The following is a 15,987-nucleotide window of genomic DNA, read 5'->3' as shown; positions in this document are numbered from 1 at the left end:
TTCTCCTCCGCGAAGGTCACGCGCGCCAGCAGAAATCTTTGTGCCCCGCCCTGGTTTCCTATGGCAGGAAGCCCACGCTCTCCCACAGCGGCCCCGGCGTGTACACCGCGCCCGCCGCTACCGTCCGCCAGACCTTGCGCGTGTTGTGGATGTCCGCCAGGGGGTCGGCATCGAGCAGCAGCACATCCCCGCGCTTGCCCACCTCCAGCGATCCCGACTCTTTCTCCACTCCCGCCGCCCGCGCTGCCACGATCGTCGCCGACTGCAGCGCTTCCAGCGGTGTGAACCCGGCCTGCACATAAACCTCCAACTCGCGATGCAGCGAGTATCCCGGGATCGCTTGATCAGTCCCCGCCACAATCGGTACACCTGCCTTGTGAAGGTCGCGCAGCGTCTTGAGCGTGATCGCCCACTGCGCTGCCATTCGCGCGGCGCGCTCTCCAGTGGGAGGGGCCTGCTCCAGCGCAGCGCGTAGCTGCGGAGCCACGTGAGTGATCCCCGGCTCGAACTCGGCAAGCGGCATCGGATTCAGGAACGTCTCGTAGAGTGCCATCGTCGGGTCGAGCACCGTGTGATGCTCCTTCAGTGTTGCGAGGTACTGCTTTGCGCGTTCCGAATCCCCATCCCACACCGGAGCCTTCGTGCGATCCGGCTTTCCATCTGCGCCCATTACGGGGTGCGAGAAGTACGCCAGGTCGTAGCTGATGTGATTGATCTGGTCCATCCCATCGGCGATTCCCTCCTCTGCCGTCATTCCTTCAGGAATATGCCCGGTGACGGTCATCCCCTGCGCATGCGCTGCCTCGCAGATCACCTTCACAATCTCGGGAGTCACCGAGCTGTAAATCTTGATCTGCTTCGCTCCCGCAGCTTTGTACTTCGTCACCCACGCACGCGCTTCCTCGGGAGTGCTCGCAACCACCGCGCCCAGCGAAATCTTCCCGCCATTTGCATCGCCATCGATGATGCCTGCGAACTCCAGGTGCGGGCCAATCGCAGCATCCTTCTTCTTGTCGAGCTCGCTATGCAGCGTGCGGATGAAGTCGAACTCATTGCCCACATCGCGCACGCTCGTTACGCCCGACGCAAGATAGATCGGCCCCCACTCCACCTGTTCATAGTGCGCATGCATGTCCCACAGCCCGGGGATCGCATACTTCCCGGCCGCATCGATCACCGTCGCGCCCACGATCGCCAGCAGCTTCGGCGCAGGAAGACGCGTACTCGCGCTGATCTTCGCCAACGCCGCGAGAGAGTTCTTCACGCCCTCCGCGATGAACATGTTCAAGTCCTTCGCATACGTATCCCGCGTGGCCTCGAAGTGATCGAACTCCGCATCCGTGCTCACCAACGCCGCGAGGTTCTTCGCATCGTCCATCCAGAGACACTCCTGCCCCCAGATGAGTCCACTCACCGTGTAGCCATGCAGCTTGTGGCCTTCGACGGTGATGTCACCCGCAGGAACGATGCGTACCGTCGCACCAGAGGGGTAGACGGTGAAGCTGGCAGGTTCCTTGCTGAGCCACCACCGCATCATCTGCTCCTGCATCGCGACCGGAGCATAGCCAGCCATCGGGAACCATGGCTCCTTCACGGTAACCGTCGTCGTCTTTCCATCGAGTGCAATGCCGAGCTGATTGTCCTCGTTGCTCATGAGATCAAGATCGATCTTGCTCTGGCGGGAGACCTGTCCCTTTGCCGTCAGGTGGAGGATGGAGGACGAGGGGCCGATCGCAAACGTCGTGTCGAGGGGCACTGGCGATCCGCGATCCGTGAAGAGAAAGTGCGAGTTCAGTGTCACGTCATCTTTTCCGCTGCGGATCTCATACGTCTCTTTGCCAATTGCCTTCGCGAACTTGTGCAGCACAAATGTTCCCGACGGTGCAGGAGCCTCCTCAGCTTTCAATGCACGGGGCGCGAAGCCCAGCATCGTGATGGCGAAGACCAGGGCAGCAATGGAAGGACGAGGATGGATCAAGGCGTAATTCTCCTGGGGGTGCGGTGACAGAGCAGGTACGCTCCAGCCTACAGCCCAGTTCCCGCGACGACATCCCTATCGCACATCCTGCTCCTCAACCCCCCGCGCTATCATCCAACCTGCATGGCAGCGCACTTCTCTCCCAACGCAATCAAGTTCCTCAAGGGCCTCGCCCGCCACAACGACCGTGACTGGTTCGAAGCCCGTCGCGACGTCTACGAGGCCGAGCTCAAGACGCCGATGCTCGCCTTCATCGACGCCCTGAATCACGAGATGCTCTCCTTCGCTCCGGACCACGTCCGCGACCCGAAGAAGGTCATGATGCGCATCTATCGCGACACGCGATTCGCAAAGGATAAGCGGCCCTATAAGCGCCAGATCGCCGCGTGGTGGGCTCGCTATGGCATGGAGAAGACCTCCGGCGGCGGTTACTACATGCACGTGCATCCGGATCAGGTAATGATCGCCGGCGGTGTGTACATGCCGGAGCGAGCGCAACTGCTCGCCATCCGCGAGTGGCTCGCCGACAACCATGTGGAGTATCGCAAGATGCTGAAGGCCGCACTGCGCACCAAGGTCGCCGGCATTGGTGTCTCGCTCATCGATCCCCAGGCGCTCACCCGCATGCCGAAAGGCTTCGCCGCGGACCATCCTGCCGATGAGCTTCTGCGTGCGCGCAACTGGGGTGTGCATCTACTGCTCCCTGGCAGTGCCGCGCTCGAGCCCTCCTTGGTGAAGAACGTCGCGCGTGGCTTCAAGGCCGCAGCACCGCTCATCGACGCTCTGAATGAGGCGATGCTGGCAGCGACAAAGCCCGCGAAGCCCTCCGCCAACGAGTGGCTCTGAGCTTACTGGCTCGGCTCCGAGCCCGATTCGTAACCTCGACTCGCGTTCTTCCACGCGCTTTGCACCGGCCGCCGATGTATGCTGTCGGGCACCGCGCCGCGTGATGAATCTCCGCTCTCCGCGCGGGTTTTCGCATCCCCATCCTCGAATTTCGGAGAAAAACGGCCACATTTTGGCTCAGACCCGAGAAAAACCTGTGGAAACGGGAGAAAAGCCGTTGACAAACAAGACAGGAAGGTTGATCGTGAACATCGGCGCGGTTCGCCGCACCCGCATGAAACACAGGCCCCACGCGTGTTTTCGTGCTGTTGAGCGCGGAGGTTCAGCAGCCAACGAACTCACGAGAAGGCCGCATTGCCCGGTGCGGGAGATAGGCTCTCGGGCCTACGCTCAATCGACGCAGGGAAATCGACGCAACGAACATCGACGCAACGAACATCGAAGCAACCGAACATTGAAGTAACAAGGAGTGATACGAAAATGGCAAAGGGTATGACCAAGACGCAGCTCGTTCGCACGCTGGCTGAAAAGCTGGAGCTCACCAACAAGCAGACCGCAGGCTTCCTCGAGCTTCTCTCCGAGACCGCGGTCAAGGAAACCAAGAAGAACGGCGAGTTCACCATCCCCGGCATCGGCAAGCTGGTCAAGGCCGAGCGCAAGGCGCGCATGGGCCGCAACCCCCAGACCGGCGAAGCCATCAAGATCAAGGCCAAGACCGTCGTGAAGTTCCGCGTCGCGAAGGTTGCCAAGGACGCGATCGCTCCCCCCAAGAAGTAAGGAATCCAGAAGTAGTTATTCCTCTTTCGCCGCCATGCGCGGCGCAGAGAGACCCAGCGTCTGAGTGAACGCTCAGAATGCGCGAGGCCGAAGCCTGCGGACACCATGTCCGTGAGCTTCGGCCCATTTTTTTTGGAGCGCAATAGACTGAACCATTGACGATCCAGAGCCATGCTCCTTAGTGCGCGGGACTCTCGTCCGGCTTGGCCGCAGGCAGAAACGCCCGCACCACCAGCCACACTCCCAGGCAGATCAGAAGGTCGCGGCGCAGCGGGCTTGCGTTAAAGTCCCAGCCAAAGATCGCCAGCGTGAGGAAGGCTCCCAAAAAGTACAGCTCTCCCAGCAGCGCTTCGCCCCAGTGCGGCTTCTGGCCGGAGGCCGCCACTTGCGGTGAAGGCGTGGGAAGAAACCGCGGCACCTTCGCGCAATAGTCCACATAAGCCTGCCCGAATCGCTCGCGCAGAAACGGCTCCTCCGCCAGAGCAAGCCGGACGTTGAGCGCCCACAGCAGCATGATCGCAAGGATGGCGCCGCTCGGAGGCATCAGCAGCGCAATGCCGATGGTGTGCAAGATCGTGCCGAGGTACAGCGGGTTGCGCGTGTGCCGGTAAGGTCCGTCGGCCAGCATCGCTTCACCATGCATCCCTGCGGAGCGAACCACGCTCGACCCGACGTATGCCGCGCCCCAGACGCGCAGCCACGCTGCGGATCCCGTTAGCACGAGGGCGATGCCCATCAGCGCAACCACGGCGCCCGGAAACGTCAGCCAGCCCATGCGCGCCAGCCAGGACGACATCACAAGCCACGTTGAACGCGACTCCAGGTTCAGCACGTTGCCGAAAAACAGCCAGGGAGAGAGAAAGCCGAGGAGGTAAATCAGCGCGTGCAGCGCGAAGCGGAAACGATACTCAAAGCGTGTGGCTTGCATACAAGGCGATGGTATCGAATCGCGTGCGCCCCCGCGGCGTGCGCCCCCCCGCTTGCTACATCAGGATGATCATCTTCGACGTGCTGGACAATGCCAGCTGTGACGTGTTGATGAACGGAATCTTGTATGGGAAACCGTAGATGCACTGCACCTGCACCAGATTCCCTGGAGAGTTGGTTGCTGCGGAGCCGCTGGAGGTATAGAAACCGGCATAGCAGGTCATCGACCCTCCGCCGAGGTTGGGGTATCCCAAACCTTGCGCGTAGGTGGCAACCTGCGCCGCGGACGCGGTGCACGAGCCATTCGAGTTGATGCATGTCGTGCCGTGCAGTGAAGCGTAGCGCGCAGCTTCGCGGGCGCACTCGCTCGTCCGTTCCTTGTTGTAATACCCAAGCCCCACCTGGATGATGCCAAAGGTAAATGCCAGCAGGACCGAGAGCGACAGCGCTATCTCGAGCAGGGACTCGCCTCTCTCGTCGGCGACCCATCGCTGCAGCCCTCGCCCAAGGTATACCCTTACGTTCCGCAGCCTCACTCTGCGACCTCCACGATGGCTGAGCCGTGCATCGTGTAGCTGGTGGCAAGCTTGGGGAGAGTGAACGGAGCCGTGACGGTGACTGAGGTGTTCACCTGCAGGAACTCCAGCACATGATCTGCCGTAGCCGTGCAATTAGGAAGGGCGGCGGACTGCGAACTGTATTGTGTCCCATTGATGGCGCTGGCGCAGGCGAAGAAGAGCGTCGGCGTGACGGCTAGGCTGCTTCCGAAGTCTGCCGCGTCGGCTTGCGCCGCCGCTTGGATCGCGGAGGTGTTGTTGGCGTACGTAATACTGCGCATGCCGTACAGCGCACCCGCATGTGCGGCACTGGCCACCTCGATCGAGTCATAGGAAATCGAAGCCAGATCAGCGGTCCCAAACAGGAGGATCGGGCAGAAGAAGCACATCGCGAGCGCGAGCTCGATGACCGCGCTGCCGCGCTCGGAGTCGTTCTCCTCCGATGCCGCTCGTGTTGTGTCCTCGCGTCGCATCGTCATCACTGCCGCAGGGACGCCGACGAGATATCCATCGCGCCCAGACTCGAATTGCTTGGTGCATTCAGCGTTGCGCCGCCGGTAATGGTAAGCGTCGAGGCGACGAGGAACATGCTGAACGTCGACCCGGAGCCGTTCCCGATCGTTACCGGCGCGCCTGGAGCGTAGACGCCGCCGTTGAGATTCGTTCCCGAACCTCCCTGGAAGTTGAGGGCGTTGGTATCGGTGGACGGCTGATACAGCAAGATGTTCTGGTACGTCCCGCTCGTAGCCGCCGTAAGACTCGGATGCGCGCCGTTGTCGATCACCAGGCTCGCGCCATTCGCAAGATAAAAGAACACACCACTGCCTCCGAGTTGCGTTCCACTCTCGAAGTGCAATTGGCCGCCATTGATGACGTAAATTCCCGGATTGATCGTCACGGTCTGGCCGTTCGAGCCCACCGTCATGGAGTTGTAGCAGACCGTATTGCCGTTGGTGGTGGTGCCAGCGCCTGAGCCGGGACCTACGTTGAAGCTTGCTCCTCCCTGATAGCTTCCCGATGGGTCACCGGAGCAACTCGAGTACGGAGGCACAGTAGGCATCGGGGGCGAGCAGGCAGGCGAGGGGAGGCCGGTCACGACGTCTGTGTTGGAGCTGATGCTGCCGCCATTATTGACGTTGCTGGCATAGTTGGTGGAGTTGTTCCACGTGCTGGAGACCGTTCCCAGCGAGAGTGTGCTTAACGTCGAGCCGCCGCTGACGGCCACTGCGTTGGAGCTGTTCGAATTTGCCACGATGCCGCAAGCCGAACCGGTCGCGAGCGAGCCGTTGTTGATGTTGAGGTCCTGGCCGGTTGAGCCCTCCAGGCATACACAGGTGGGGCTCGTCTCGCCTTCGCCCGCGATGGCGCTCGCCATGATATTCATCGTGCGGGTGCCGTTAAATGCCCTGAGAAAAAACGCCGGCACCGGTTTCGTCACAGTAGCCTGCACCCAGCCGCTGGCGGCGCCGGGGGAGGTGGTCGCGTAATTGCCGGAGCCCGGCAGGGAGAGGGTCACCGTCGCCGGATTCGTGGTCGCGTTTGGATCGAAGCCGTTCAGGGCTGCAATGGCGTTGGCTGCGTTTTGGGCGTTCGCTGCAGTGGAGGGGTTGCTGTACTCCTCGGCCGCCGCGACCGCGGCCGCGTCCGCTGCCACCTGCGCCTGCCGCTTCTGCTGGAAGAAGTACCCCACATCCAGCGCAAACCCCAGGAAGCCCATCATGACCAGGCCCATGAAGAGGGCCATCATGATCGTCGCCTGGCCGCGTTCTCCGTTGCGCATTGTCATCGCTCGTTGTGTCCTTCTCCCACCTGCCCGTTAGACTACGCCGTACCTGCACGCCGCGTGGCTAAGGCTGGGAGTTCCTTGGCGCGCCGTCGGATGGCCTGTGCTGCCCTGGAGGGGATCCGGAGGAAACCCGAGGTGCGACCTATTGATCGTAGGAAAACCCGAATGCCGGCAACATGCCCCAAATAGGTCAAACCGCTTGCGGCACGTGACTTAAGTCTCGCTGCCGCGCCATCGTCTCTAGTGCAGCAGCAGCAGGATCGCCGTGTAGGGAGGAACGCTCACCGGGAAGGTGCTGCCCGGTACGCTCACCGTCGTTGTGCTCAGCGTGCCTCCGGACTGTGACGTGCTGACCCCATAGCTATACTCCGTCGCCGTCGAGCCTACGGTCGTTCCGCTCAGCTGCACCGAGATCTGGGCAGTGTTCGAGGGGTCGGCGTTCACCAGCAGCACGCCTTCGCCGCCGGCGGTCTTCGTCGTGGACCAGGCCAGCACGTACGGACTGCTGCTCGTGGTCGAGAGCAGGCCATCGCCCGGAGCCGCGGCCAAATGCGCCAGCTGGTAGCCGTAGTACGAAGGTCCCGGCGCCTCACTCTCGGTGAGGTACGTGCCATCGTGCATCTCCAGCCACTCCATCATGCCGATGCCCGTCGAGAGCGCGCTCATGAAATCGTTCAGGGTGAAGAGTCCCAGCGCGGGCTGAGGGAAGTTCGACGCCAGAGGGCCATTCGGGGAAGTCTCCGTCAGAAAGACCTTCACCGACGATGCGTTCGCCGGACAGTACGTCTGGATCGCAGACGTGATGTTGCCGTAGACATTCGGAAGATCGACCTGCGGGAGGCTGAGCAGCTCACTCGCCTGCACGTTCAGGTACGTGCCTGGATAGTAGTGCATGATCGCAAAGTCGATATTGGTTCCCGCGCAAACGGCGCGCGCGAGGTCCGGGTTCCAGTTCGCCGGGATCGGGTCCGTCGCAATCGGCGAGGAGAAATCGACACCGATCTGGATGGTCGGGTCGACAGCCTTCATCGCATCGATCCACTGCACCGCGTTCGTTCCGTAAGAGGTCGGCGATAGCGCATCCACCGCATTGCGCGAGTTGAACCCGCCCGGCGTATAGCCATTGGGATACACATACGGCGCATGGTTGTCGCTCTCGGCGTTGTGGTTCGTCGCCCAGCCGTTGTAGTAAAGCTCGTTGCCGATCTCCCAATACTTGATGCCCACGGGAGCACTCAGGCCCAGCCGCAGAAAGTTATAACCATCGTCGGTAGAGAGCGGAGACGCCGCGCGCAGGCTCGCCCAGTAGCCCACCGTCTTCCAGTCGAAGCCCGTCACATCCACGCCGATGACCTGCGTGCTGGTGGTGCTGCCATTGGCGTACGCGACCCACGCCGCAGATTCTTCGGGCTGCCCCTGTGAGTTCGGCTCGGAGCAGGTATCCTGCCCATCGCTGCCCACGGTCTTGTTCCCGAACGCATTCGAGACGCTGGTGCCGTAGTTGACCGTGATCATCGCCTGTGTGCCGGCAGCTTTGATCAACCGGACGAAGTTCCCGAAGTCGCCCACGGTCGAGAGCGAACCGTTCTGCTGCACACCGCACGCCGGCGCCGTCGAGGAGTAGAACGGCGTGATCGCGTACTGCGCCCAGTGATAGCTGTCCGAATATCCTCCGCCCGGATACCGCAGCACCGAGACCCCGGTCTTTCCAAGCAGTGTCGGAAGATTGGCGATGTCGTTCAGGCTCGTGTCATACACCGACGTGTGTAGGCCATAGAAGTTCGTCGGCACGGTCAGCAGCGTCTTCGTCGCGTCGATGGTCACCGTCGCCGTGACGGTACTGACCGTAAGCGTGAGGTTCGCGACCGCGTTCTCCTGCGGGTTGCTCGCATCGGTCGCCTTCACCGTGATCGGGTACGACCCCGTAGCCGTTGCAGTGCCGGAGATAACGCCCGCGGTGCTTATCGACATGCCGGTGGGCAGCGAGCCGGTGGTGATGCTGTAGCTGTACGGTGTCGCTCCACCGCTTGCGCCAATCGATGTCGTATACGCCGTGTTCACCAGCGCCGTCGGAAGGGCAGTGTTGGTGATCGCAAGCGCCGCAGGTCCCGTGTAGGCGATGTACACCGAGTACGTCGCGCTCGCATGACTCCCTGCGGCGTCTGTCGCTGTGACGGTGAACGTCGAGGTTGCCGTGCCCACAATCGGAACTCCTGCTAGGACACCGGTCGAACTCAACCTGAATCCTGCGGGGATCTGCCCGCCGGTAATTCCAAAGCTATAAGGCGCCGTCCCGCCAGTCGCTGTAATCGCCGAGCTATACGCCACCGAGTAGGTACCGTTCGGCAGCGTGGTCGTTGTGATCGCCAGCGACGTCGCTGCACTTACCGTCAGCGATAGCGAAGCCGTGGTCTGGTTATTCTGCGCATCGGTCACCTTCACGGTGAGTGGGAAGGTCCCCGTCGCCGTCGCAGTCCCCGCCAGCAGGCCGCTCGCACTCAGGGTGACGCCCGCAGGCAGCGGGCCACTCGCGAGGGAGAAGACGTAGGGCGCTGTGCCACCTGTTGCCTGGATCGTCGCCTGGTACGGCGTGTTCGCTTGCGCTGCCGGGAGAGCCGTCGTCGAAATCGCAAGCCCGGTGGTGGCTGCCGCGATCGTGACCATGTAACTGGTGCTCGCCGTCGCGGAGCTTGCATCGGTGACCTTGATCGCGAAGGTCGAGCTTCCCGGAGTCGTTGGTGTGCCGGTGATCGCGCCAGCGGTGCTCAGGGAAAGTCCTGCGGGAAGCGAACCCGTGCCCACAGTAAACACGTAAGGAGTCATGCCGCCGGTGGCCGAGATGGTGGCGTTATAGGCCGCGCCCACCACGCCATTCGGAAGCGAAGCGGTAAGGATCGAGACACCATTCGCTGAGGCGATCGTCACGGTGTAGCTCGCCGTCGCGGTCAGCCCTCCCTTGTCGGTCACCTTCACGGTGAAGCTCGAGGTTCCTGCCGTCGTCGGTGTTCCGGTGATCGTGCCACTCGTCGAGACCGCAAGACCGTTCGGAAGCGTTCCACTGGCCACGCTGTAGCTATAAGGCGTCGTTCCACCTGAGGCTGCGATGGTCGCTGTGTACGCCGCGCCCACCGTGCCGGAGGCCAGCGTCGACGTCGTAAGGGTCAACGTGCCGGCAATATTGACGGTAACGTTCAGCGTAGCGCTCGCCACGCTTGCGGAAGCGTCCTTCACCTGCACAACAAAACTGTTGCTACTCACGGCTGTTGGCGTGCCGGAGATGACTCCCGTCGTCGCCAGCGTGAGGCCCGCGGGCAGTGAACCCGAGACCAGCGAGAAGGTATAAGGCGATGTCCCATCCTGCGCGAGGACAGCGGCGCTGTACGCCACACCCACCGTCGCATTCGGCAATGCCAGCGTCTGGATGCTGACCGGCGTCCCCTGTCCGGAGATAGGGTTCGTGATCCCGCTGCCACATCCCGTGACCACCAACGCGACGGCGCACACCGCAGCCAACACCGCACATTGCGCCACTCGCCGCACGCGACTGCTCATCCTGCGAAACTCCTCAGCCATGGCCCTCATCCGCCCTCAGTCTACGGGCTGGCAGTTACGCCCGCCGCTCAACCGACGCGTCAAGCGCGCGGCCTTTGGTTGTAGAACTGAACGCGCCGCTCCCGTCCCACGGCCGCCCTAATGGAGCCAGGAATCCTCCGCAACAACATCGCAGATTCCACTGTTTATTCGCACCAAAAGAGGTGCACTCGGATCGAGTGAGTGTTTTCAGCGCTTTACGGTCGACACGCGACTAAAAGTAAGCCCTCGCCGCGATCGAGCCCTTTCCGCCGGTTGTACCATCGAACGGAGAGAGATGATTCAGCCGGGAGGAATCAGGCTGGCTAATAGCTCACGAGATACACACATCATGTCCGATCGTCCCCGCATCGCCATTCCCGTTCCCACCTCCATCGACCCCGACTACAACCAGCGGTCCTGGAAGAACTATGCCGATGCGGTCTCCGCCGCTGGGGGCGAGCCGGTCCAGATCGATCCCCTCTCGACCCCACCGATGCTTCGCTCGCTCATCGCAACGTGCGATGGCGTCGTGCTCCCCGGCAGTCCGGCCGACGTAGAGCCTGGCCGCTACGGTGCGGATCGCGATCCCGGTTGCGGCCCACCCGACGCCGCCCGCGAACAGACCGACTGGCTGCTGCTCGAGGATGCGGAAGCGCACCGCAAACCCGTTCTCGGTATCTGCTATGGCATCCAATCCCTGAACTCCTGGGCGGGCGGCACGCTTGTTCAGGATCTCTCGCCGCTCCCCGTCAATCACTCAGCGGGCGGCAAGGTCGCCATCGCGCACAGCGTCCTCATCGCACCCGACTCCCTGCTCGGATCGCTGGTCAGCCACGCCGACGACTGCAAAGTCGACGGAGACTTCCTTCGACTGCCCGTAAACTCCAGCCACCATCAGTCCGTGGCCATCCCCGGCGATGACCTCCTTATTGTTGCCCGTTGCCCAGAAGACGGGGTTGTCGAAGCCGTAGAGCGCTCCTGGTCTGAGTCCGGCGACTGGTGGCTGCTCGGCGTGCAGTGGCACCCCGAACGCTCCATCGACATCAGCGCCGCCTCACGCAACATCTTTGCCGCGCTTCTCACCGACGCCCGCCGCTGGTCTACCGTCAATCGCCAGCCCGCCGAGGCAGCCGCTCGTGTCTGAAGTTCTCTCAAGTGAGCGAATCGGCGAACTACTCGTTCCCTTCCTCCGGGGTGGTTCCCTACCGGAGATCCAGCCTTCCTCGGATCTCCTCGCCAAGCTCGCCTCGTATCTCGATCTGCTGCTCCGCTGGAACGCCCGCACCAACCTCACCGCGATCCGTGACCCGGAGGAGATCGTCCGCCGCCACTTCGGGGAGAGTCTCTTCGCTGGGCGCGTGCTCTCCCCGGCGTTAGCTGAAGGCGCGACCTTGCTGGACGTCGGCTCGGGTGGAGGCTTCCCCGGTCTCCCCATCCAGCTCCTTCGCCCTGATCTCCGGGTGACGCTGGCCGAGTCACAGGGAAAGAAGGCGGCTTTCCTTCGCGAAGCGGCCCGCAACCTCAACCAGAAGACGGAAATCTTTGGCGGACGCGTGGAAGCCATGGCTCCCAGTCGAACCTTCGACGTCGTCACCCTGCGCGCTGTCGACAATATGGAGATAGCAATCCAGCTCGCGACAGCGAGAGTTGCGCCCGGCGGCACACTCGCCATTCTCGGCGAATCCCGGGAGGGCATAGAGCCCTCACTGCGGCTTCCGATACCCGGCCGCCAAAACTCCTTCCTCGAACTCTTCGGCTAATCCAAAGTGGCCGATGTTCCACGTGGAACGTCATCTCTCACTTGGCGGTGTGGCGATTGTGTTGCTCTTCTTGTGGCCCTCCTCCGCGCCCAAGATTTTCGACATTCGAGCTGCAACTCGTGAAGCGCTCTAACGATTGTTCCACGTGGAACATCGCCGAGCCCTAAGTCTTCTCCCGCCAGCCATCTGTGAATCATGTTCCACGTGGAACATCACGGACCCGGCGTTTCCCGCGCTGGCACTTCTCCACACCTTCCACGTAGAACACAACCAGTACACAGGCTCTCTTCCCTGTGGCGTCGGGCTTCCTCTGCTAGGCTTGGGAACGCACGCTCATGACCATCGATCCCCCCAAGAAGAAGACCAAGGTCATCGCCGTCGTCAACCAAAAGGGTGGCGTCGGCAAGACCACTACCGCCATCAACCTGGCGGCCTCGCTCGCCCTCGAAGGCGTTCCCACCCTCCTCATCGACTGCGATCCGCAGGCGAACTCCACCAGCGGTCTCGGCATTCAGCGCGAAGAAGCCAAGCTCAGCGTCTACGACCTGATGCTCGGCGCGGCCACGGCGCGCGAGGCTGTCCTTCCCACCGCCGTCGAAAATCTCTCGATCGTCCCCGGCACCCGCAACATGATTGGCGCCAACATCGAGCTCGTGGGTGCCGACCGGCGCGAATCCCGCCTCCGCGATGCCCTGGCCGCTGATCGCAATGGGACGTGGTCGTTCATCATCCTCGACTGTCCCCCGGCGCTTGACCTGTTGACCCTAAACGCCCTGGTGGCCGCCGACACGCTCCTGGTTCCCATGCAGGCCGAGTACTTCGCCCTGGAGGGAGTCTCGGAGCTGCTCTCTACCCTCGATCGGGTGGCTGCCGCCTACAATCCCCGCCTCGCGCTTGAAGGCGTCCTGCTCACCATGTTCGACGACCGCACCAACCTCTCCCAGCAGGTGCGAGCCAACCTGGCCGAGTTCTTCGGGGATAAGGTCTTCAAAACGACGATCCCACGCAACATCCGGCTGGCCGAAGCCCCGAGCCATGGCAAGCCCGTCGCGCTCTACGATCCGCGCTCCCGCGGCGCCGAAGCCTACCTCGATCTGGCGATCGAGGTTCTCGAGCGCAATCCCGAGATCCGGCCGCTCGCTCCTCCCATGCGCAAGAAGCTGGTCGTCGACGAGATTCCTGTCCCCCGCAGCATTCAGCAGCTCGCCGATGAGGAAGAAGCCAAGGGCTCCGGTATTTGGCCCTTTCGCCGCAAGAAATCCAAAGCTGAACCCGTTTAGCCACCAATCGCCGGCCGAATCCCAGAGATTTTCTGGCCGCCCGCAATTTCGACTCCCAGGACCCTTACCATGGCCAATTCCCTCATCGACCCCAAGCGCCGCGCCCTCGGAAAGGGCCTCGAGTCCCTGCTGCCCGCCCGCAAGGCCGTGGAAGCTCCTGCTCCAGTCGCAGCTGAGCCCTCCGGCAAACCATTCGAGATCCCCCTCGACCGGATCGACCGCAATCCCTTCCAGACCCGAACCACATTCGACGAGACCAAGCTCTCTGAGTTGGCCGAATCCATCAAGGCCTCCGGCGTGGTGCAGCCCATCGTCGTCCGAGAAGGTGAGGAGTTCGCCAAGGACGGTCGCTACACGTTGATCACCGGTGAGCGCCGCCTCATGGCATCACGCAAGGCAGGCAAGGCCACTATCCCGGCCATCGTGCGCGAGGTCTCCAACGTGCAGGCGATGGAGATGACCATCGTTGAAAACCTGCAGCGCGCCGATCTCAACCCCATCGAACAGGCCCACGCCTACTCCCGCCTCGCTCGCGAGTTCCACATGACCCAGGAACAGATGGCTGAACGCACAGGCAAAGACCGGGCGTCGGTCTCAAACTTCCTGCGCCTGCTCAAACTCCCCGGGAGCGTGCAGACTCTCGTTTCCGCCGGCGAACTAAGCTTCGGCCATGCCCGCGCCCTGCTGGCCCTGCCCGACGCTGAGGCGATGGAGCAGGCTGCGAGGAAAGTTACCGCGCTGCACCTCTCGGTGCGTTCCACTGAGAACCTCGTCCAGAACCTGCTCAACCCCGAAAACAAGAAGGCTGAGCTGAAAGCCGCAGTTCAGGTCGATCCGAATGTGAAAGACGCCCAGGATCAGCTCCGCCGCTCGCTGGGACTCAAAGTCACCATTGAGGACAAAAAAGGCAAAGGGAAGGTCATCATCGAATACGCGGGAGTCGACGATTTCGACGCCATTCTGGCGGCGCTCGGCAAGTGAGAAGGCTTTTGCCCTGGCCCCGAAGCACGACAAGGATGGGTCCGCTACTTGCCGATGCAGAAGGTAGAGAAGATTCGTCCGAGGATGTCTTCGGTCGTCGTCTGCCCAGTCAGCGCATCCAACGCATCCAACGCGCGGTGCAGATCCATCAACAACAGTTCGTGGGGAAGCCCGCTCTCATTGGCGAAAGAAGCTGCCGCTAAAGCCTCAATCGCTCTGGCGACGGCCTCCTGCTGACGCCGGTTGTTCAAAGCCCCAGCTTCAACTCCGGCTCCGGCGGCTAGTATCTGCAGCATAGCTGTACGTAGCGCCGAAATCCCCTCGCCCGTAGTGGCCGATATCCGCACGACCCTATCTGTTTCCTTATGAAACGCAACTGCCACAGAATCAGTAAGATCCACCTTGTTCTCGACGACCAGGTGCGGTCTGCGCTCTAGCGACGCGAGGAGCTCAAGCTCTTCGTCAGACGTCGCCTCGGTCGCATCGTGCACAAACAGGACAAGATCCGCATCCGCCAGCGCCTCGCGCGAACGCGCGATCCCCTGCACCTCAGCCTCATGCAGTGCATCGTCTGTGCCTTCCTCGCGCAGCCCTGCGGTGTCGATCAGGCGCACTGGAATCCCTTCCAGCGACATCGCCTCCTCCACTGTGTCCCGCGTCGTTCCTGGAGCCGCAGTCACAATGGAGCGATTGCGATCCAGCAGGCGATTGAACAGCGAGCTCTTCCCCGCGTTCGGTCTGCCGATCAGCGCGGCCGTCGCGCCTTCCCGTTCCAGCCGACCACGACGAAAGCTCGCAGACAGCGCCTGCAGCGGTTCGATCACGGCAGAGATGCTTTCGGCAATCACCTGCGGAGAGACCACATCCACATCGTCCAGCTCACCCGAGGCAAAATCCATGCCAGCCTCAAGTAGCGCGACGAGACGGATCAGCTGCTCCTTAGCCGGCGCGATCCGGCGCGACATCGCTCCACCAAGCTGCTGCGCGGCCGTGCGCACCTGCTCCAGCGTCCGTGCCGCGATCAGGTCATGCACCGCCTCGGCCTGGGTTAGATCCAACTTTCCGTTCAGGAACGCCCTCTGCGTAAACTCGCCCGGCTCCGCAAGCCGAACGTCGAGGTCCAGCTGCCTTCCTACGGCCAGTGCAGTATCCACTAGCGTTGCCAACACCACCGGCGAGCCATGCGCGGCAATCTCCACAAGATCCTCACCCGTATAGGAGTGTGGCGAGTGGAACGCAGTCACGAGCGCTTCATCGATCGTTTGGCTTCGGTCGCCAGGATCCATCACGCGCGCGAATCGCGCCTGGGAGTGCTCCATCTCCCCACGCAGCACCACTAGCTGGCCAGCGATCGCGATCGCCGTCGGCCCCGAAAGCCGCACGATCCCAATGCCGCCACGTCCCGGTGGCGTGGAAATGGCGACAATCGTCGCGCCAATCGTGTCGGTTGCGTTCATGGTGGGGAAGTCTGCCACGCGTCTATTATCTGCGGAGCCATGGCCAAGACGATGCGCCGGCCAGG

At 62.4% G+C, this 15,987-nt stretch carries 13 protein-coding genes; 6 read left to right on the top strand and 7 right to left on the bottom strand.

Annotated features, from left to right (window positions below):
• Positions 1 to 58 precede the first annotated feature (58 nt).
• A complete protein-coding gene (locus tag AC5E6W_RS15165) occupies positions 59 to 1,978 on the bottom strand; it encodes an amidohydrolase family protein (RefSeq protein ID WP_491753155.1) in 1,920 nt (639 codons plus the stop codon).
• 123 nt (positions 1,979 to 2,101) lie between these two features.
• On the opposite strand from AC5E6W_RS15165, the gene AC5E6W_RS15160 reads away from it, so the two are divergent.
• Together AC5E6W_RS15160 and AC5E6W_RS15155 are read left to right on the top strand one after the other, a co-directional pair.
• Positions 2,102 to 2,824 (top strand): DUF2461 domain-containing protein, encoded by a 723-nt coding sequence (locus AC5E6W_RS15160; protein ID WP_491753154.1) that lies wholly within the window; start codon positions 2,102 to 2,104, stop codon positions 2,822 to 2,824.
• Between the two features lie 480 nt (positions 2,825 to 3,304).
• Entirely contained in the window at positions 3,305 to 3,601 is a 297-nt protein-coding gene (locus AC5E6W_RS15155) for an HU family DNA-binding protein (protein ID WP_103932974.1), read from the top strand.
• Between the two features lie 178 nt (positions 3,602 to 3,779).
• Here AC5E6W_RS15155 and AC5E6W_RS15150 read toward each other — a convergent pair whose 3' ends face one another.
• The 5 genes from AC5E6W_RS15150 to AC5E6W_RS15130 form a co-directional block, all read right to left on the bottom strand.
• Positions 3,780 to 4,529: a methyltransferase family protein gene (locus AC5E6W_RS15150; protein ID WP_491753153.1), complete on the bottom strand. Its 750-nt coding sequence runs from the start codon at positions 4,527 to 4,529 to the stop codon at positions 3,780 to 3,782.
• Positions 4,530 to 4,584: 55 nt separating this feature from the next.
• Entirely contained in the window at positions 4,585 to 5,064 is a 480-nt protein-coding gene (locus AC5E6W_RS15145; RefSeq protein ID WP_491753152.1) for a TadE/TadG family type IV pilus assembly protein, read from the bottom strand.
• Positions 5,061 to 5,564, bottom strand: a complete 504-nt coding sequence (locus AC5E6W_RS15140; RefSeq protein WP_491753151.1) for a TadE/TadG family type IV pilus assembly protein — start codon at positions 5,562 to 5,564, stop codon at positions 5,061 to 5,063. The genes AC5E6W_RS15145 and AC5E6W_RS15140 overlap by 4 nt, the downstream gene beginning before the upstream one ends.
• Entirely contained in the window at positions 5,564 to 6,871 is a 1,308-nt protein-coding gene (locus AC5E6W_RS15135; RefSeq protein WP_491753150.1) for a pilus assembly protein TadG-related protein, read from the bottom strand. The genes AC5E6W_RS15140 and AC5E6W_RS15135 overlap by 1 nt, the downstream gene beginning before the upstream one ends.
• Positions 6,872 to 7,111: 240 nt before the next feature.
• The gene (locus tag AC5E6W_RS15130; protein WP_491753149.1) at positions 7,112 to 10,423 is read right to left on the bottom strand and encodes a beta strand repeat-containing protein; all 3,312 of its coding nucleotides are present in this window, start codon (positions 10,421 to 10,423) and stop codon (positions 7,112 to 7,114) included.
• A gap of 370 nt (positions 10,424 to 10,793) precedes the next feature.
• Here AC5E6W_RS15130 and AC5E6W_RS15125 point away from each other — a divergent pair, with 370 nt between their 5' ends.
• The 4 genes from AC5E6W_RS15125 to AC5E6W_RS15110 all read left to right on the top strand — a co-directional run bounded on the left by AC5E6W_RS15125 (position 10,794) and on the right by AC5E6W_RS15110 (position 14,465).
• A complete protein-coding gene (locus tag AC5E6W_RS15125) occupies positions 10,794 to 11,588 on the top strand; it encodes a gamma-glutamyl-gamma-aminobutyrate hydrolase family protein (RefSeq protein ID WP_491753148.1) in 795 nt (264 codons plus the stop codon).
• Positions 11,581 to 12,204, top strand: coding sequence for a 16S rRNA (guanine(527)-N(7))-methyltransferase RsmG (gene rsmG / locus AC5E6W_RS15120; RefSeq protein ID WP_491753147.1), 624 nt, complete (start codon positions 11,581 to 11,583; stop codon positions 12,202 to 12,204). Before AC5E6W_RS15125 ends, rsmG begins: the two co-directional genes overlap by 8 nt.
• A gap of 335 nt (positions 12,205 to 12,539) precedes the next feature.
• Positions 12,540 to 13,484: a ParA family protein gene (locus tag AC5E6W_RS15115; protein WP_491753146.1), complete on the top strand. Its 945-nt coding sequence runs from the start codon at positions 12,540 to 12,542 to the stop codon at positions 13,482 to 13,484.
• A gap of 69 nt (positions 13,485 to 13,553) precedes the next feature.
• Positions 13,554 to 14,465 carry a ParB/RepB/Spo0J family partition protein gene (locus AC5E6W_RS15110; protein WP_491753145.1) on the top strand — a complete coding sequence of 304 codons (912 nt, stop codon included), beginning with the start codon at positions 13,554 to 13,556 and terminating at the stop codon, positions 14,463 to 14,465.
• Between the two features lie 44 nt (positions 14,466 to 14,509).
• On the opposite strand, the gene mnmE is transcribed toward AC5E6W_RS15110, so the two are convergent.
• Positions 14,510 to 15,940: a tRNA uridine-5-carboxymethylaminomethyl(34) synthesis GTPase MnmE gene (gene mnmE / locus AC5E6W_RS15105; protein WP_491753144.1), complete on the bottom strand. Its 1,431-nt coding sequence runs from the start codon at positions 15,938 to 15,940 to the stop codon at positions 14,510 to 14,512.
• Positions 15,941 to 15,987 lie beyond the last annotated feature (47 nt).

The sequence above is a fragment of the Bryocella sp. genome (genome assembly GCF_058498515.1).
This window is presented reverse-complemented; position numbering and strand designations above follow the sequence as displayed.